At 69.5% G+C, this 17,436-nt stretch carries 14 protein-coding genes; 11 read left to right on the plus strand and 3 right to left on the minus strand.

The genetic code is table 11. From position 1 onward, the window contains the following. Positions 1 to 12: 12 nt before the first annotated feature. Together sctC and BpN12_RS01070 are read left to right on the plus strand one after the other, a co-directional pair. A complete protein-coding gene (gene sctC / locus BpN12_RS01065) occupies positions 13 to 1,833 on the plus strand; it encodes a type III secretion system outer membrane ring subunit SctC (RefSeq protein ID WP_246793443.1) in 1,821 nt (606 codons plus the stop codon). A gap of 174 nt (positions 1,834 to 2,007) precedes the next feature. After that, positions 2,008 to 2,895 carry a phage tail tip lysozyme gene (locus BpN12_RS01070; protein WP_246793444.1) on the plus strand — a complete coding sequence of 296 codons (888 nt, stop codon included), beginning with the start codon at positions 2,008 to 2,010 and terminating at the stop codon, positions 2,893 to 2,895. 116 nt (positions 2,896 to 3,011) lie between these two features. Here BpN12_RS01070 and BpN12_RS01075 read toward each other — a convergent pair whose 3' ends face one another. Both BpN12_RS01075 and BpN12_RS01080 read right to left on the minus strand, forming a co-directional pair. Beyond that, complete coding sequence (locus BpN12_RS01075) at positions 3,012 to 4,022, minus strand: response regulator transcription factor (protein WP_246793445.1); 1,011 nt, start codon at positions 4,020 to 4,022, stop codon at positions 3,012 to 3,014. Between the two features lie 474 nt (positions 4,023 to 4,496). Then, the gene (locus BpN12_RS01080; RefSeq protein WP_246793446.1) at positions 4,497 to 5,048 is read right to left on the minus strand and encodes a DUF3455 domain-containing protein; all 552 of its coding nucleotides are present in this window, start codon (positions 5,046 to 5,048) and stop codon (positions 4,497 to 4,499) included. 484 nt (positions 5,049 to 5,532) lie between these two features. Between BpN12_RS01080 and BpN12_RS01085 the strand changes: the two genes are divergently transcribed. The 5 genes from BpN12_RS01085 to BpN12_RS01105 all read left to right on the plus strand — a co-directional run bounded on the left by BpN12_RS01085 (position 5,533) and on the right by BpN12_RS01105 (position 11,691). Next, complete coding sequence (locus BpN12_RS01085) at positions 5,533 to 6,627, plus strand: hypothetical protein (RefSeq protein WP_246793447.1); 1,095 nt, start codon at positions 5,533 to 5,535, stop codon at positions 6,625 to 6,627. 156 nt (positions 6,628 to 6,783) lie between these two features. After that, on the plus strand, positions 6,784 to 8,607 hold the full coding sequence (locus BpN12_RS01090) for a type III effector HrpK domain-containing protein (RefSeq protein WP_246793448.1): 1,824 nt from the start codon (positions 6,784 to 6,786) through the stop codon (positions 8,605 to 8,607). A 14-nt stretch (positions 8,608 to 8,621) separates the two neighbouring features. Beyond that, positions 8,622 to 9,119 (plus strand): GNAT family N-acetyltransferase, encoded by a 498-nt coding sequence (locus tag BpN12_RS01095; RefSeq protein ID WP_246793449.1) that lies wholly within the window; start codon positions 8,622 to 8,624, stop codon positions 9,117 to 9,119. Between the two features lie 285 nt (positions 9,120 to 9,404). Then, positions 9,405 to 10,358, plus strand: a complete 954-nt coding sequence (gene panE, locus BpN12_RS01100) for a 2-dehydropantoate 2-reductase (RefSeq protein WP_246794740.1) — start codon at positions 9,405 to 9,407, stop codon at positions 10,356 to 10,358. A gap of 196 nt (positions 10,359 to 10,554) precedes the next feature. Continuing rightward, on the plus strand, positions 10,555 to 11,691 hold the full coding sequence (locus BpN12_RS01105; RefSeq protein WP_246793450.1) for a hypothetical protein: 1,137 nt from the start codon (positions 10,555 to 10,557) through the stop codon (positions 11,689 to 11,691). On the opposite strand, the gene BpN12_RS01110 is transcribed toward BpN12_RS01105, so the two are convergent. Next, on the minus strand, positions 11,657 to 12,268 hold the full coding sequence (locus BpN12_RS01110) for a hypothetical protein (RefSeq protein WP_246793451.1): 612 nt from the start codon (positions 12,266 to 12,268) through the stop codon (positions 11,657 to 11,659). The genes BpN12_RS01105 and BpN12_RS01110 overlap by 35 nt on opposite strands. Between BpN12_RS01110 and BpN12_RS01115 the strand changes: the two genes are divergently transcribed. Genes BpN12_RS01115 through lpdA form a run of 4 tightly spaced genes read left to right on the plus strand, consistent with a single transcriptional unit; the run spans position 12,239 to position 17,295 of the window. Further along, positions 12,239 to 13,471 (plus strand): 3-methyl-2-oxobutanoate dehydrogenase (2-methylpropanoyl-transferring) subunit alpha, encoded by a 1,233-nt coding sequence (locus BpN12_RS01115; RefSeq protein ID WP_246793452.1) that lies wholly within the window; start codon positions 12,239 to 12,241, stop codon positions 13,469 to 13,471. The two genes, BpN12_RS01110 and BpN12_RS01115, sit on opposite strands and share 30 nt — an antisense overlap. Before the next feature lie 3 nt (positions 13,472 to 13,474). Beyond that, complete coding sequence (locus BpN12_RS01120) at positions 13,475 to 14,518, plus strand: alpha-ketoacid dehydrogenase subunit beta (RefSeq protein WP_246793453.1); 1,044 nt, start codon at positions 13,475 to 13,477, stop codon at positions 14,516 to 14,518. 1 nt (position 14,519) lies between these two features. Continuing rightward, on the plus strand, positions 14,520 to 15,893 hold the full coding sequence (locus BpN12_RS01125; protein WP_246793454.1) for a dihydrolipoamide acetyltransferase family protein: 1,374 nt from the start codon (positions 14,520 to 14,522) through the stop codon (positions 15,891 to 15,893). Between the two features lie 4 nt (positions 15,894 to 15,897). Further along, the gene (gene lpdA / locus BpN12_RS01130) at positions 15,898 to 17,295 is read left to right on the plus strand and encodes a dihydrolipoyl dehydrogenase (protein WP_246793455.1); all 1,398 of its coding nucleotides are present in this window, start codon (positions 15,898 to 15,900) and stop codon (positions 17,293 to 17,295) included. Positions 17,296 to 17,436 lie beyond the last annotated feature (141 nt).

The following is a 17,436-nucleotide window of genomic DNA, read 5'->3' on the forward strand; positions in this document are numbered from 1 at the left end:
TGATTCGACACCATGAGAGTGAAGCAGCTTGCTGCCGCCGCGTGCCTCGCGGCGGCGATTTTCGCCTGCCTGCCCGGCGCGGCCGACGCGGCTCCCGTGCGCTGGCGCAGCGCCACCGTCCACGTCCAGCTCGACGGCAAGGATCTGAAGGACGTGCTGCGCGATTTCGCGGCCAGCCAGGGCATCGCGGCCTCGATCGCGCAGAACGTGCAGGGCACCGTGACGGGGCGCTTCGACCTGTCGCCGCAGCGGTTCCTCGACACGCTCGCCTCGACCTTCGGCTTCATCTGGTTCTACGACGGCAACGTGCTGTCGATCAGCAGCTCGAACGACGTGACGCGGCAGGTGCTGCAGCTCGATCACAGCGAGATCGGCGCGCTGCGCTCGACGCTCAAGCAGATCGGCCTCGACGATCCGCGCTTCCCGCTCAGCTATGACTCGACCTCGGGCACCGTGCTGGTGAGCGGCCCCGCGCAATACGTGCAGATGATCGCCGACGTGGCCGCGCGGCTCGACGCCACCACCGGCCACCGCTCGGGCTCGGTGATCCGCATCTACAAGCTCAAGAACGCCTGGGCCACCGACCACAGCGTGCAGGTGGACGGCAACAGCGTGAGCGTGCCGGGCGTGGCCACCATCCTCGCCAACATGTACAGCGTGAAGTCGGGCTCGGGCGGCGGCCAGCCGAGCAGCGCGCCGAACATGCAGCGCGTGCAGTCGATGAACGACGTGTCGGGCTCGTCGACGGGCTCGATCGGCGGCGGCGGCAACGGCATGCAGCCGCCGCCGCTGCCGCCCTCGATGACGGGCTCGCAGTCGGTGGGCAACGCGGGCCAGGCGTTCGGCGGCGCCTACGACAACAACGGCGGCGGCTACACGCGGCGCCGGCGCGGCGGTGGCGGCGGCGGCTTCGGCGACCTGAACAGCAACGACGTGGCGGTGACCGACGGCAGCGACGGCCTGCCGGTGATCCAGCCGGACCCGATCACCAACTCGGTGCTGATCCGCGACACGCCGGACCGCGTCGGCCAGTACGAGGACCTGATCCGGCAGCTCGACGTGCGCCCGCAGATCGTCGAGATCCAGGCCCACATCATCGAGATGGATGACACCACGCTGCAGCAGATCGGGGTGGACTGGCACGCGCACGGCAGCCATCTCGACTTCCAGACCGGCAACGGGCAGGCCGCGCAGAACTCGTTCTCCACCGGCCAGTTGAACCCGACCTTCGGCTCGGTGCAGCAGGCCGGCCCCGGCAACACCATCGTCAACGCCACGCCCACCGGCGCCGCGATCTCGGCCGTGGTGGGCGGCGCCGGGCGCTACCTGCTGGCCAGCGTGAACGCGCTGCAGTCCAACTCGAAGGCGAAGATCGACGCGACCCCGCTGGTCGCGACGCTCGACAACGTCGAGGCCACCATGGACAACACCACCAAGTTCTACGTGCGGGTGCAGGGCTACACTTCGGCGGACCTCTACAGCGTGTCCACCGGCGTCTCGCTGCGCGTGCTGCCGCTGATCGTGCATGACAAGGACGGCACGCGCATCAAGCTCAGCGTCCACATCGAGAACGGTTCGCTGACCCAGCAGCAGGTGGACAACATCCCGGTGATCACGACCAGCCAGATCAACACGCAGGCCTTCGTCGGCGAAGGCGACAGCCTGCTGATCGCCGGCTTCACGACCGACAAGACCACCAACGGCGTGACGGGCGTGCCGTTCCTGTCGAAGATCCCGCTGCTCGGCGCGCTGTTCCGCGACAACAGCAACGAGCACGATCACAACGAAACCGTGTTCCTGCTGACGCCGCGCATCATCGACGCCGGCAGCTGAGCCGGCATCCGATCCGGTCGTTGCGGTTCCCTGACGGGGCCGGCGCTGCCTGCGCCGGCCCCGCGCTCGTTTCGCATCGCCGGCTCCGGCTTCGTGCCGGGTGTGCGGCGCTTGCGGCCGCTTCCCTATAGTGCGAGGAGTCGGCCGAACCGCCGTTCCAACCAGGAGTCGCTCATGTCGCTCATGATTTCCAGTCCCAGCCAACCCCCGGGCATCGACGCGCTGTCGTCGAGCGATCCGCTGGGCGGCACGGACAGCGCCAGCAGTTCGCAGATGAATCAGATCATGCAGATGATCACGCAGATCATCCAGGAAATGGCCCAGATGGCGCAGCTGCTGAAGCTGGCCGCGCAGCAGGGCGACGGTAACGGACTCGGCAGCGGCGGCGGCGGTGGTGGTGGAGGCGGCGGCGGGTTCCCGATGGCGCAGAACCTGGCGGCTTCGCCCGCGGGTGGTGGTGGCGGTGGCGGCGGGATTCCCGCAGGCGGTGGAGGTGGCGGCGGCGGTGGCGGGATTCCCGCGGCGGCCGACAGCGGCACCGGCGGCGGCACGCCGGTCGATGCCTCGTCGGGCACCACGGGTGCCGGCAGCGGCTCGCCGATCACGAGCCTCGGCGGCGACAACGCGAACCAGATCGCCAGCGCGCTGAAGGACGCGGGCTACAACAACACCGCGATCGCCGGCATCCTCGGCAACCTGCAGCAGGAAAGCGGCCTGCAGCCCGACGTCAACCAGGGCGGCGCGACCGGCGGCCCGTCGTCGAACAACGCCGACGACAACGCGCACGGCTACGGCCTCGCGCAGTGGGGCGGCTCGCGCAAGGAAGCGCTCGAGCAGTTCGCGCAGCAGCAGGGCAAGCCGGTCACCGATCTCGGCACCCAGGTGCAGTTCATGATCCAGGAAGCCAACAACATGCCGGGGCTGAAGGACGCGATGAACAGCGCCGGCTCCCCGCAGGCCGCCGCGGCGACCTGGTGCCAGCAGTTCGAAGGCGCGACCGATCCGGAAATGCAGAACCGTAACCAGTACGCGGCGCAGTTCGCGCAGCAGCTGGGCGCGTAAGCGGGAACCTCGGCGGCACTTCGCTTCACCCGCCGCCGTAAACGAAAACATCCCGCCGGCGGCGGGATGTTTTCAGTAGCGAGACAACGGGGCCGGCGGCCCCGATCGTTGCGGACTCAACCGTCGCTGCGCGAGCCCGACAGCGTCGGCATGCGGATCTGGTGATCGGCCGCGGCGCCGTCGTCGTGAACGGCCTTCGCGATCATGGTGGCGCCGATGTGCCACGGGTTCGCATACGAGGCCCAGGGCTGCGCGAGCGAGGCCGTGAGGCTGTGGCGCGCATGCACCGTGGCTCCCGCGCCGGGCGCGACAACGTTTGCGCGATCGGCAGGCAAAGTCAGCCCCGTGCTGCGCGCTTGCGGTGCGCAAGTGGCGGGCGCTTCGGCGCGCACGCCCAGGCTGTCGAGCTGCGCGTCGGCGAGCTCGTGCGGACCGGCCTCGGCCTCGACGCCGGCGTCGATCGCCATGCCGTCGGTCTGTTCGATCCGGTAGCCGTGCGCATACATCGTGCGCAGCGCGACGCCGGACTCACCCGTCAGTTCCAGCTTGCGGCGCAGCTTGTAGATATGCTGCTCCAGCCGCCGGCCGACGATATCCTCGGTGCTGCCCCAGATCGCGCCCGCCAGCTGGCGGCGCGTGACGTATTCGCCGGCGCGCGAGAACAGCAGCCAGGCGATCGCGAACTCGCGCGTGGTCACGCGCACGTTGCGGCCCGCGATCTGCACGGTGCTGGCCTGCTGGTCGAGCGTATAGGCGCCGAGCGTGACGCGCTGCTCGTCGCGCGGGGCGGGTTCGGCCTCCACGCGGCGCATGGCGCGGAACGCGCGGGCCGCTAGCTCGTTGCGGTCGAACGGAGCGAGCACCACGTCGTCGGCACCCGCGTCGAAGGCGCGCTCGAGGCTGTCGCGATCGGTAAACGTACCGACCACCAGCAGCGGCGCCCGTCGGCCGCCGTAGAACGCGCGGCGCGCGAATACGGTGCGCGTGCCGTCGATGCCGGTGGCGGCGTCGACCAGAATCACGCGGTAATCATCTCGGTAAAGGCCACGCGCCAGCGCGACGTCGTCCTCGAATTGAATGCATTCGACGGAGGCATCGAGAAAATGCTGGCGCAGTCGTTCAAACATGCTGACGTTGGGCGTTAATACGGCGAACTTCAACCTGAACCTCCTCTACTTGTCCCGACGTGAAATGAACCGGCAGGCTACTGGCACGGAGCGAAAGTACAGGCATCGAAAATCCAAGGGTGTAACTTATTGTTAACCGCCGGAAAGAAATTGCCATGATTCCGGTGCCATTGAGGCATGTTTTTCGAATCATGGAATGCAATGTTTAGTTTTTAACCTAAACAAAATGTTTCGATATGTATTTGTAAGCTTCAAGCGCGCTGCGTCAGACAAGTTTGTAAGGCGTTCGTCAGATACCTGGAAACAGGTAAAAGTCGATGTCATTTAGAAACTTTTCAATTTGTAATGTTTGCTGATATTTGGTGAGTAATGGAATGCCAATGGTGAAACGACGTGCATCGATCGTCATCCACGGGTAAGCGGAAATTCAAATCCGGAATTGCGCCGATTTAACCGGGAAAACAAAAAGATGTGTTATTCGGCGAGCGCGGCGCGGCGATATAACAGATAGGTCGCGAAGTACGGCACGTACAGCGTGGCGCCCTCGAGGCGGCAGCGGTCGGTGGCCGGCAGACCACCGTGGGTGTTGATGCGCACCACCGTGCTGATGTTGGTCATGCGGCCGCCGCTGCCGTCGCGCGCGTTGGTGCTCGCGTGGACCTGATAGCGCACCCACGGCAGCGCGCTCGCGTCGACGATGGTGGCGGTCTCGGTGCCGGCGACGGCGAAGCTGCCGTCGTAGGAGAGGAAGTAGCGGCCCGGCACGATCGAGCCGACGTTGTGGCCGCGGGCATCCACCAGCGTGGCCTCGGGGCCGTAGGCGCGCCAGCGCAGCGTATGGCCGGCCGCTTCGCCCGGCGCGCCGGCGTCGAGCGCCGCCACGCGACGGCAGCGGTACACCTCGTCGCCGCCGGCGTTCAGCGTTTCCTGCCATTGCTCGGGCGCCGCGCCGCGCAGCGCGTCGGGCACGGCCGCGTCGGGCGGGCCGGGCGGCGGCGTGGCGCAGCCGGCCAGCGCGGCCAGCAACGCGAGCGCGCCGGTGCCGAGCGCCGCGCGCGAACGCAGGCCGCCGGGCGCTCCACCGTGAAGCGCTCCATCATGAGGCGCCGTGTCGTGAAGCGCGGCGTCGCGGCGCGTCGGCGCGCCGCCGTCGGGTGTGCGCGCGCAAGGCGCTTTCCGCCGGGAGGCGAGCCGGTCGGCGAACAAGAACACGTGCATGGCCGCGAGACGCAGAGTCGGTAAACCAACATCAGACCGTAACCCGATGGCGCACGCGCGCAGCGATACGAAGCGCTGCGCGGCGAGGCGCAGCGACCCGGGGCGCCGCGCCGCCGATCACCGCGCATGGTTCGCATCCGCTTCGCATTTCCGGCAAGCGATTCGGATCGACGAAGTTTCGAGGTGCGGCCCTTGTCTAGTATTGGCAACGGCATTGCGCCTCCTATGACGGGCGGCGTATGGCGAGTCATTCGGGACGTCGTTTCTTGGAACACACCATAGGAGGCCATACATGAATTTTCCCAGCGGTCTTGGCATCAGCCAGCCGATCCAGCAACCGCTCGGCAGCCTCGGCGGCGTGTCGGGCATGGCATCGCAGATCGAGTCGTCGATGCAGCAGGTCCAGAGCCAGGTGGAGCAGGCGGTCAGCACGCTGATGCAAGGGTACATGTCGCAGATCCAGAGCCTGATGCAGCAGCTGGAAAGCGCGTTCCCGAACACGGGCGGACAGACCGGTGAAGCCGGCGGCGCCGGCGCGCCGACGGGCGGCGCGGGCCTGCCGAACACGGCGGGCACCGGCGAGGGCGTGGCCGGCAACGGCGCGATCGGCGCGGGCGGCATCGGCCAGGTCGACACCTCGGGCATGACCACGCAATCGGCGGCGGGCGCGCTGTCGGCGTACATGCAGGAGAACAACGTCGGCTCGATGTCGCCGAACCAGCTCTATCAGCTGGCGATGAACCCGCCCACGGGTACGCCGCCGGACGTCTCGAAGGCCGCCGCGTTCATGCTGCAGAACCCGGACGTCTATCAGGCGATCGAGACGCACGACGTGTCGGGCAGCGACGGCGTGGCGGGCCAGGGCGACATGCAGTGGGCCGCGCAGGGTGGCCTCGACAGCATGCAGAGCGCGCAGTCCGCGCCGACCATGTCGGACGGCTCGCCGATGACGCTGCAGTCGGCCGCCGGCGCGCTGTCGGCCTACTTCCAGCAACAGGGCACGCAGACCGTCGATCCGAACGCGATGTACCAGCTGGCGATGAACCCGCCGGCCGGCACGCCGCCGGACGTGCAGAACGCCGCCAAGGCGCTGCTCTCCAGCCCGGAAGCCTACAAGGCCATCGAGACCGCCGACGTGGCGGGCGCGGACGGCCTGTCCGCCGCCTCGAACTTCGGCAAGGCCGCGCAGGGCGAAGTGCAGATGCCGGCCTCGACGGCCACCGCATCCGAGTCGCCGGCGATCGAGGGCTTCCACCCGCAGATGCTGATGAACATGCAGAGCCTGGCCATGAACCCGTTCGGTTCGACCGGCGGCTTCGGCATGGGCATGGGCGGCATGGGCGGCCTGCAGATGCCGAAGGCGCAGGACGACGACGACAACGTCTGATGCCGGCGGCCCGCGGCTTCGGCGGCGGGCCGTTCGCATCGGCGTCACGCGGGGCGGCGGGCGCCGCTCCGTGTTTCCATTTTCGAATTCTTATCTTCCGTTCCCATGACCTCGCTCTCAACGCTCTCGTTTTCTCCGACCGTCGCCGCTCCGTCGATGACGGGCGTGGCAGACCCGTCGAGCAGCCTGCAGGCCGGCATGCAGCAGCTCGAACAGATCGACTCGCAACTGCAGCAGATGGTGCGCGCGCTGGTGTCGTCCGCGCAGCAGCAGGATGCCAGCGGCACGTCGGGCAGCAGCGACGCGACGCCGTCGAGCGGCCTGCAGATGCCGCAAACCGATGCCTCCTCGCTGCCGCAGGACGGCACGCCGGGCGGTACCGACGCGACGGGCGCGGGGGCGGGAGCGGGTGCCGCGAGCGGCGCGGCGACCGATGACGGCAAGTACGCCGCGCTCGACAGCTACAGCCAGACCAACGACCAGTCCGATCTCTCGAAGTGGGCCGATCTCGCGCCGCCCGACCAGGGCGCCTCGCTCGAGCGTCCGCTCGCGGCGATGCAGATCCTGAGCGGCAAGGCCGGCCCGGACGGCCAGCCGCCGACCGACGCGCAGAAGGCCGCCGCGATGCAGTTCGTGAACGACAACCCGTCGCTGAAGTCGGCGCTGCAGAACACCGGCGCGCTGAAGTCCGACGGCACCGTCGACACGAAGAAGATGGACAAGTTCATGGGTCAGGTCAGCACCAACCTCGACCAGGCCGACTCCGACATCAAGGACTACATGAAGAAGCATCCCGACGCGGATGCCGATTCGGTGAACGTCGAGCGTTCGGCGGGCCTGCTCAAGGCCTACAACGCGATCGCCGGCGAGTCCGAGGGCCACCAGTCGCACGGCAAGAACGGCAACAACTACACGAACGGCGGCAAGAGCGGCGGCGGCCTGACCACCCAGAAGCAGATCGAGGACCTGCAGAACGACGCGGGCTTCAGTTCGTCGCTGAAGGCGGCCGCGCAGGCGTTCGGCTCCGACGGCGGCTTCGACGACCTGGACCGCAGCGGCGACGACAAGGCCACCAACAAGCGCGACCAGGTCTACTCGACCAACAACATCGACAACTTCCTGAAGAAGGACGCGCCGACCACCCAGGCCGGCTCGCAGCAGTTCCTGCAGGACGCGAGCCTGCAGAACATCACCGGCAACACCGACATCAGCCAGCTCAACGGCGACGTGATCCAGAACCCGCAGAACTACTCGCCGCAACAGAAGGCGGCGGTGATGGTGAAGCTGATGGAGACGCTGGTGGACGTGCAGGCCGGCGGCTCGGACAAGCTGCGCAACGTCGACAAGACGGTGGCCGCGCTCCAGCAGGACATCCAGAAGCTGGCGAGCGACCCGGACACGGCGGCCTACCTGCAGAAGACGGTGCCGCCCGAGATGCAGCAGATGTCGGGCGAGTTCCAGCAGGCGGGCGGCATCAGCACGGCCGGCAGCGGCGCCGACGACGGCACCGACGGCACCACGGCCACCGGCGGCAACGGCCAGTCGGCCGGCCAGACCATCGACGACGTGCATCGCGGCCTGAGCGACGCGAAGACGGTCACCGACACGCTGAGCGATCTCGCCAAGGGTGACGGCTTCATGGGCCTGGGCGGCGACAGCGCGGCGGCCGAAGCGGCCGGCGCGGCGGCGTCGGGCGGCGCGGAAGGCGCGGCCGAGGGCGCGGCGGCGGGTGCCGAGGCGGCCGAAGGCGCGGCGGCCGGTGCCGAAGGCGGCGCGGCGGCGGCCGAGGGCGTGGCCGGCGCGGTCGGCGGCGCGCTCGCGGCGGCGGCACCGGTGATGGCGGTGGGCGCGGCCGTGGTCGGCGTGGCCGGCATCATCTTCGCGATCGTCGAGGCCGTGAAGAAGCACAACGACCAGAAGAAGTTCGCGTCGAACGTCAACCCGACGCTGCAACAGTTCGGTATTCCGCTGCCGTCCTGATCCCCGGAGGCGCCATGCGCAATCTGGTATTCGACCGCCACGACGAAGTCATGCACTTCGTCGCGGCGCGCACCGGCGAGGAGCGCTACGACGACGCCAAGGCGATCGGGCTCGCGAAGGACGGCGAGCTGGTGGCCGGCGTGGTGTTCCAGGGGCACAACGGGCCGAACCTGCTGATGCATTTCGCGCTCGACGGCTCGCGCCACCTGATCACGGCGGCGTTCGTGGCCGCCGCGTTCCTCTATCCGTTCGCGATGCTCGGCTGCCGCCGCGTGACGGGGCTGGTGCGCGTGGACAACCTCGACGCGCAGCGCCTCGACGAGCATCTCGGCTTCGTGCGCGAGGGCGTGATGCGCGGCGCGGCCAGCGACGGCACCGACTTCATCCTGTACGGGATGCTGCGCGACGAGTGCCGCTATATTCGCGGGCGCTATCTGAAGGCGTTTCTGAAGGAAACCGAAGCGATTCCGGATGCGGAGACGATTGCGCAGACGGAGCGTGAGGCTGCGTAGTTTTCTGGCCGTCGCGATTATCTTGCGGTGGCCTGTTGTTATCGGTTCGGTTTCCTGATTTGTCCACGGTCCATGGACCGTGGACAAACGTAGACCATCGCGCACTCGCGATCCGGTTCGCAGCCGCGAATCCGGCTCTGCCGCCGCCACCCGGCGGCCCTCAGCCTCCCCCTCCCATCCGACGCGTTCCCCCGAATTCCGCTACAGTCACCGCGCCCCGGCGCCCGCGCGGCGCCATGGGCATCAATGGCGAACCCTTTGAAAGACGAATGCAAGGAGATGGCGATGCGGATTCTGGTGGTGGGCGCGGGCGCGACGGGCGGCTATTTCGGCGGACGGCTGGCGGCGGCCGGCCGTGACGTGACGTTTCTCGTGCGCGAGGGCCGCGCCCGTGCGCTGGCGCGCGACGGCCTGGTGATTCGCAGCCCGCACGCCGGGGACCTGACGCTCGCCGGCGTGAACACGGTGCAGGCCGGCGACGCCGCGCGCGCCGGCGCGTTCGACCTGGTGTTCCTGAGCTGCAAGGCCTACGGCCTCGACGACGCGATCGACTCGTTCGCGCCGTTCGTCGGCCCCGACACGCTGATCCTGCCGGTGCTCAACGGCATGCGCCATATCGACGTGCTGCAGGCCCGCTTCGGCCGCGAGCGTGTGCTGGGCGGCCTCTGCATGATTGCCTCGACGCTCGACGCCGAACAGCGCATCGTCCACCTGAACGACTCGCAGGCGGTGGGCTTCGGCGATCTCGCCGGCGGCATGCCGGCGCGCGTGCAGGCGATCGCCGGGACGTTCTCGGGCGCGGGCTTCGACGTGCTGCCGAGCGACGACATCGTCGCCCGCATGTGGGACAAGTGGACCTTCCTCGCCACGCTCGCGGCGGCCACCACGCTGATGCGCGCCGCGATCGGCGACATCCTCGCGGCGCCGGACGGCCGGCAGCTGCTCGAGGCACTCTATGCCGAAACCGGCGCGATCGCCGCGCATCATGGCTATCCGCCGCCCGCGTCGACCCACGAGAGATCGCGGCGCCTGCTGTTCACGCCGTCGCCGATGACGGCCTCGATGCTGCGCGACGTCGAGAACCGCTCGCGCGTGGAAGCCGACCACGTGATCGGCGACCTGCTCGCGCGCGCGCCGGCCGCCGCGCCCGGCGCGGCCGGCCTGCCGCTGCTGCGCGTCGCCTACAACCACCTGAAGGCCTACGAGGCGCGTATCGCGCGCGAAGGCGTGAGCGCCTGAGGGCGGCCAGCGGGCGCCTGATGTCGGGCGCGACCGGCGCAGATGCCCGCTCCCGCGCGGCCCGGCCCACGACCCGAGCGCGCCCCACACGTGGCCCCGCCGCTCCGCAGCAGTTCGTTTTCCCGCAACCCGATTCGCCGTTGTCGGCCCGTCGTCGGCCTGCGATGGTCCCATCAAGGTTTTGCCAGGAAAGCGCATGTCTCCGATTCGTTCGCCATCGCCGTCGCCGTCGATCACCACGCCGTCCACGCCCGTTTCGCCGGGGACGGCGGACGGCGCCGAAGCGCGCCCCGGGCGCGGCCTGCCCGCCACGCAGAGCGGTCCGGCGCAACTGGCCGGCCTGCGTTCCCGGTCGCCGGCGTCCGCTCGCGGCGAGGGCGGCGCCGAAGGCGCCCGCACCGGCCGTAGCCGCGCCGCGTCCCACAGCGCCGAAACGGCCGCGCCGGCCCGCTCGACCGATCCCGCCGAGTCGGCGCGCATGGTCGCCGGTGCCGAGTCGATCACGACGCTGCCGGCCCTGCAGGCGGCGCTCGGCGAATTGGGCGGCCTCGACCCCAGCCTGCACGCGAAGCCGCTCGGGGCGCTGGCCAACCGCATCGAGACGCTGCCTTCGGAGGATCGCGCGGCAGCGTTCCAGGCCGTGTCGAACGCGGTCGGCGAGCTGCCGCCGGCGGCCCAGTCGCATCCGCTCGCCCGCCTCGGCTTCCAGGCCTGCGAGCTGCCCGAGCCGGCCGATCGCGCGCGCGCATTCCAGAACACGTTCGCGTCGATGGAGCACGTGGTGAGCAGCGGCCAGGCCACGCCGGGCGAGCACGCGCAGATGCTGGCCGGTCTCGCCTATTCGGTGCCGGGCCTGACGCCCGAGCGGCAGCAGGCCGAAGTCGGGCGGCTGATGACGCAGATCGGCAAGCTGCCGGCGGGCTCGCGCGGCGCGCCGATCAGCAGCATCGCGTACCGGCTCGACGCGATCGATCCCGGCGTGCGGCAGGCCGCGTTCGACGGCGCGATCTCGCATCTGGAGCCGGGCGGCGGAGGCAAGGCCGAACTGACGGCGCTGGCCGCGGGCGTGCATCAGCTGCCGGACCCGGGTAAGCGGCAGGAGGCATTCGATGAACTGCTGCCGCGCATCGACAAGCTCGCCGGTCCTGACCGCGGCGAGGCCGTCCAGAACCTGACGATGCAGATCGTCCACCTGCCGGCGCAGAACATGCTGCCGGCCGTGAACACGATGCTCGGCGTGGTGGGCGAGCCCGGTGAGGATCCCCATCTGCAGATGGCGCAACAACTGCTGAATCACTTCAGGAACCTGCTGTCCCAGGCGGTGGACGCCTAGCGCCGGCCCGCTCGTCGGGCGCCACGCCCGACGAGCCGGGGACCGGTCCCATTACCGGGGGGGCCGGTCCCTCCCTGGATTGCTCCACCGCTTCCTCCTGATCCGCCCTCCGATTTCCCCCACGTCCGCGGCCGGCCTGCCCGCGCCCCGCGCAATCTTTCACACCGGCGCGCCGCCGATTTCCCGGCACAGCCCCGCACAGGTCGCGCGCCGCGCGCAATATCACCGCCGAATTCAAAAACCACGCGAATCCCGCGCGTAATGAATAAATCCCGAAGATTACGGATGAAATAAAAACGGTGCGCCGCGCACGCCGGCCGGAAAATCCGGCCGATTCGCGCTCCGGCCCCGCCGGGCCTTGCTTTTCCGCGCGCCGGCGGTGATCGGAAATACCACTTTTTACGTGCTGTTTTTGGTTTTCAATAACATCGTAAAAAGATTTTGAAAATCGGTATGACTCCGGGACGAAAGGCTCTATCACTCCGTGCGGCGAATTGTTACGATCACCGCCGAAGCGGGCGACAAAATCAAACGTGGAGATGATTAAATGAGCCAATACGGGCCATTGAAATTGCATGTACCGGAGCCGACCGGGCGACCGGGCTGCAAAACCGACTTTTCTTATCTGCAACTTTCCCCGGCCGGCAAGGTGCGCAGGCCGCCAATCGACGTCACGCCGGTCGATACCAGCGATCTGGCCCATGGCCTGGTGCGGGTGCTCGACGACGACGGACGCGCGGTCGGCCCCTGGGCACCCGAACTCGACCGCGAGCGGCTGCGCGCCGGCATGCACGCCATGCTCAAGACGCGCGTGTTCGATTCGCGGATGCTGATCGCGCAGCGCCAGCGCAAGATCTCGTTCTACATGCAGAGCCTGGGCGAGGAGGCGATCGGCACCGCCCATACCTTCGCGCTCGACAACGGCGACATGTGCTTTCCGAGCTACCGCCAGCAGAGCATCCTGATCACGCGCGAGGTGCCGCTCGTCGAGCTGATGTGCCAGCTGATGTCGAACGACCGCGATCCGCTGAAGGGCCGCCAGCTGCCGGTGATGTACTCGAACCGCGCGGCGGGCTTCTTCACGATCTCGGGCAACCTCGCCACCCAGTTCATCCAGGCGGTGGGCTGGGCGATGGCCTCGGCGATCAAGGGCGACACGCGCATCGCGTCGGCCTGGATCGGCGACGGCGCCACCGCCGAGGCCGACTTCCACACCGCGCTGACCTTCGCGCACGTCTACCGCGCGCCGGTGATCCTCAACGTGGTCAACAACCAGTGGGCGATCTCGACGTTCCAGGCGATCGCGGGCGGCGAGGGCGCGACCTTCGCCGGGCGCGGCGTGGGCTGCGGGATCGCCTCGCTGCGGGTGGACGGCAACGACTTCCTGGCGGTCTACGCCGCCTCGCGCTGGGCCGCCGAGCGCGCGCGGCGCAACCTCGGCCCGACGCTGATCGAATGGGTCACCTACCGGGCCGGCCCGCACTCGACCTCGGACGATCCGTCGAAGTACCGCCCCGGCGACGACTGGACCCATTTCCCGCTCGGCGATCCGATCGAGCGCTTCAAGCGCCACCTGATCCGCGAGGGCATCTGGTCCGAGCAGGAGCATGCCGACCTGAAGGGCGTGCTCGAGGCCGAGGTGATCGCCGCGCAGAAGGAGGCGGAGCGCTTCGGCACGCTCGGCGACGACCGCGTCGCCGACGTGGCGAGCTTCTTCGAGGATGTCTACAAGGACATGCCGGAACACCTGCGGCGCCAGCGCCAGCAACTCGGAGTCTGACCGATGACCACAGCACAACCGAAGGGTCAGTCGGCCACGACCATGACCATGATCCAGGCATTGCGCTCCGCGATGGACGTGATGCTCGAACGCAGCGGCGACGTGGTGGTGTTCGGCCAGGACGTCGGCTATTTCGGCGGCGTGTTCCGCTGCACCGAGGGCCTGCAGGCGAAGTTCGGCAGCTCGCGCGTGTTCGACGCGCCGATCTCCGAGGGCGGCATCGTCGGCGTGGCGGTGGGGATGGGCGCCTACGGGCTGCGGCCCGTCTGCGAGATCCAGTTCGCCGACTACTTCTATCCGGCCTCCGACCAGATCGTCTCCGAGGCCGCGCGGCTGCGCTACCGCTCGGCGGCCGAATTCACCGCGCCGCTCACCATCCGCATGCCGTGCGGTGGCGGTATCTACGGCGGCCAGACCCACAGCCAGAGCCCCGAGGCGATGTTCACGCAGGTCTGCGGGCTGCGCACGGTGATGCCGTCGAACCCGTATGACGCGAAGGGCCTGCTGATCGCCGCGATCGAGAACGACGATCCGGTGATCTTCCTCGAGCCGAAGCGGCTCTACAACGGCCCGTTCGACGGCCACCACGAGCGTCCCGTCACGCCGTGGAACCAGCATCCGGCGAGCCTCGTGCCCGAGGGCTACTACACCGTGCCGCTCGAAACGGCCGCGGTGGTGCGGCCCGGCCACGCGATGACGGTACTGACCTACGGCACCACCGTCCACGTCTCGCTCGCGGCCGCGCAGGAAACCGGCATCGACGCCGAGGTGATCGACCTGCGCAGCCTGTGGCCGCTCGATCTCGACGCGATCGTCGCGTCGGTGCGCAAGACCGGGCGCTGCGTGGTGGTGCATGAAGCCACCCGCACCTGCGGGTTCGGCGCCGAGCTGATCTCGCTCGTCCAGGAGCACTGCTTCCACTGGCTCGAAGCGCCGGTGGAGCGCGTCACCGGGTGGGACACGCCTTATCCGCATGCGCAGGAGTGGGCGTATTTTCCGGGGCCGAGCCGCGTGGGCGAGGCGATGCGACGCGTGATGGAGGGCTGAGATGGGTATCCATGTGATCAAGATGCCGGACATCGGCGAAGGCATCGCGGAAGTCGAACTGGGGCTGTGGCACGTGAAGGTGGGCGACCTCGTGAAAGAGGACCAGGCGCTGGCCGACGTGATGACCGACAAGGCGTCGGTGGAGATTCCGTCGCCGGTGGCCGGGGTGGTCGCCGCGCTCGGCGGCAGCGCCGGCGACATGATGGCGGTAGGCGCGGAGCTGATCCGCATCGAGGTGGACGGCAGCGGCAACCATCGCGGCGAGGCGGCGGTGGCCGCGAACGAGGCGAAGCAGGCCGCGCCGGCGGCGGTGCGCGAAGCGGTGCAGGAGCCGAAGCACGAACCCGTTCGTGAACCCGTGCAGGAAGCCACGCGCGAGCCGGCCCGTGAAGCGGCCCATGCCCAGGCCACGCTCGCGCCGGTGGCCGGGCGCGGCGAACGCGCGGCCGCGAACGCCGTGGCCGCGCTGCCCGTCGCGCGCGAGCCCGGCGAGCGGCCGCTCGCCTCGCCGGCGGTGCGCAAGCGCGCCTGGGATCTCGGCATCGAGCTGCGTTTCGTGCGCGGCACGGGCGAGGCGGCGCGCATCCTGCACGAGGATCTCGACGCCTATCTGCAGGGCCGCGGCGGCATGTCGGGCGGCGGCGCGCCCGCCGCGCGCAGCGGCTATGCCGAGCGCCACGACGAGGAGGCGGTGCAGGTGATCGGCCTGCGCCGCCGGATCGCCGAGAAGATGCAGGAGTCGAAGCGGCGCATTCCGCACTTCAGCTACGTCGAGGAGATCGACGTGACCGAACTCGACACGCTGCGCGCCGAGCTGAACCGCCGCCACGGCGAGACGCGCGGCAAGCTGACGATGCTGCCGTTCATCGCGCGCGCGATGGTGATCGCGCTGGCCGATTTCCCGCAGATCAACGCGCGCTACGACGACGAGGCCGGCGTGGTCACGCGCCACGGCGCGGTGCATCTGGGCGTGGCCACGCAGAGCAAGGCCGGGCTGATGGTGCCGGTGGTGCGCCATGCCGAGACGCGCGACGTCTGGGCGCTCGCGGCCGAGGTGGCGCGGCTGGCCGAGGCGGTGCGCAGCGGCCGCGCGGCGCGCGACGAGCTTAGCGGCTCGACCATCACGCTGTCGAGCCTCGGCGCACTGGGCGGCGTGGTCTCGACGCCGGTGATCAACCATCCCGAGGTGGGCATCGTCGGCGTGAACCGCATCGTCGAGCGGCCGATGATCCGCCACGGGCTGGTGGTCGCGCGCAAGCTGATGAACCTGTCCTCGTCGTTCGATCACCGCGTGGTGGACGGCATGGACGCCGCCGAATTCATTCAGGCCGTGCGCGCGCTGCTGGAGCAGCCGGCCCTGCTTTTCGTGGATTGAGCCGATGAACGAACCGATTACAACCACGCTGCTCATCGTCGGCGCCGGCCCGGGCGGCTACGTCGCCGCGATCCGCGCCGCGCAGCTGGGCGTGCCCACCGTGGTGGTGGAGCGCGCGCAGCCGGGCGGCACCTGCCTGAACATCGGCTGCATTCCGTCCAAGGCGCTGATCCACGCGGCCGACGAGTTCGACAAGGCCCGTCACTACAACGGCGACTCGCCGCTCGGCATCCGCGTGGCCTCGCCCGAGATCGACATCGCGCGCACCGTCGCCTGGAAGGACGGCATCGTCGGGAAGCTGACCGGCAGCGTGGCCACGCTGCTCAAGCGCCACGGCGTCGAGCTGGTGCGCGGCGACGCGCGCGTGATCGACGGCAAGACCGTGGAAGTCATGCGCGAAGCCGCCGGCCCGGTGCGGATCCGCTGCGAGCACCTGCTGCTCGCGGCGGGCTCCGAGCCGGTCGCGCTGCCGTCGATGCCGTTCGGCGGCATCGTGCAGTCGTCCACCGAGGCGCTCTCGCCCGCCACGCTGCCGCGCCGGCTGGTGGTGGTGGGCGCCGGCTACATCGGGCTCGAGCTGGCGATCGCCTACCGCAAGCTCGGCGCCGAGGTGAGCGTGGTCGAGGCGCAGGAGCGCATCCTGCCGATCTACGACGCGGCGCTGACCAAGCCGGTGGCCGCCGCGCTCGCGCGGCTCGGCATCACGCTGCAGCTCGGCCGCAAGGTGCTGGGCCTGGGCCCGGCCGGCGACGCGGTGCGCGTGCAGGATGCCGCCGGCGCCGAGACGGCGCTGCCGGCCGACCGCGTGCTGGTGGCGGTGGGGCGCCGGCCGCGCACCCAGGGCTGGGGGCTCGAGGCGCTGCAGCTCGATCGCGCCGGGAACGCGTTGAAGGTCGACGACCAGTGCCGGACCTCGATGCGCAACGTCTGGGCGATCGGCGACCTGGCGGGCGAGCCGATGCTCGCGCATCGCGCGATGGCGCAGGGCGAGATGGTGGCCGAGATCGTCTCGGGCAAGCGGCGGCGCTTCATGCCGGCCGCGATCCCGGCGATCTGCTTCACCGACCCCGAGGTGGTGTCGGTGGGGCTCGCGCCGCACGACCCCGCCGCGCCCGACGACGCGCTGGTGGCCAGCTTCCCGCTGGTGGCCAACGGTCGCGCGATGACGATCGAAGGCACCGACGGCTTCGTGCGCGTGGTGGCGCGGCGCGACGATCATCGGATCCTCGGCTGGCAGGCGGTGGGCCGCGGCGTGTCGGAACTCGCGGCGGCGTTCTCGCAGTCGCTCGAGATGGGCGCGCGGCTCGAGGACGTGGGCGGCACCATCCACGCGCATCCGACGCTCGGCGAGGCGGTGCAGGAAGCGGCGCTGCGCGCGCTCGGTCACGCGCTGCATATCTGACCGGTGGTACCGGGATGCCGCGCGCCAGGACGCGCGGCATCCCGTGCGGCAAACGATGAACAACACAAGGCCGGGACGCACGACGGACCCGGCCATCAGGCATTCGACGACGAGAGAGTACGAAGTCTGAGTTTCAGCTAC

It is taken from the genome of Burkholderia perseverans, from assembly GCF_022870505.1.
In the GTDB taxonomy this organism is placed as follows: domain Bacteria; phylum Pseudomonadota; class Gammaproteobacteria; order Burkholderiales; family Burkholderiaceae; genus Burkholderia; species Burkholderia plantarii.

Excerpts from the sequence above, each read along its gene's own strand:
- sctC (WP_246793443.1), top strand. The coding sequence starts at position 13 with ATGAGAGTGAAGCAGCTTGCTGCCGCCGCGTGCCTCGCGGCGGCGATT.
- BpN12_RS01070 (WP_246793444.1), top strand. The coding sequence starts at position 2,008 with ATGTCGCTCATGATTTCCAGTCCCAGCCAACCCCCGGGCATCGACGCG.
- BpN12_RS01075 (WP_246793445.1), bottom strand. The coding sequence starts at position 4,022 with ATGTTTGAACGACTGCGCCAGCATTTTCTCGATGCCTCCGTCGAATGC.
- BpN12_RS01085 (WP_246793447.1), top strand. The coding sequence starts at position 5,533 with ATGAATTTTCCCAGCGGTCTTGGCATCAGCCAGCCGATCCAGCAACCG.
- BpN12_RS01090 (WP_246793448.1), top strand. The coding sequence starts at position 6,784 with ATGACGGGCGTGGCAGACCCGTCGAGCAGCCTGCAGGCCGGCATGCAG.
- BpN12_RS01095 (WP_246793449.1), top strand. The coding sequence starts at position 8,622 with ATGCGCAATCTGGTATTCGACCGCCACGACGAAGTCATGCACTTCGTC.
- panE (WP_246794740.1), top strand. The coding sequence starts at position 9,405 with ATGCGGATTCTGGTGGTGGGCGCGGGCGCGACGGGCGGCTATTTCGGC.
- BpN12_RS01105 (WP_246793450.1), top strand. The coding sequence starts at position 10,555 with ATGTCTCCGATTCGTTCGCCATCGCCGTCGCCGTCGATCACCACGCCG.
- BpN12_RS01115 (WP_246793452.1), top strand. The coding sequence starts at position 12,239 with ATGAGCCAATACGGGCCATTGAAATTGCATGTACCGGAGCCGACCGGG.
- BpN12_RS01110 (WP_246793451.1), bottom strand. The coding sequence starts at position 12,268 with ATGCAATTTCAATGGCCCGTATTGGCTCATTTAATCATCTCCACGTTT.
- BpN12_RS01120 (WP_246793453.1), top strand. The coding sequence starts at position 13,475 with ATGACCACAGCACAACCGAAGGGTCAGTCGGCCACGACCATGACCATG.
- BpN12_RS01125 (WP_246793454.1), top strand. The coding sequence starts at position 14,520 with ATGGGTATCCATGTGATCAAGATGCCGGACATCGGCGAAGGCATCGCG.
- lpdA (WP_246793455.1), top strand. The coding sequence starts at position 15,898 with ATGAACGAACCGATTACAACCACGCTGCTCATCGTCGGCGCCGGCCCG.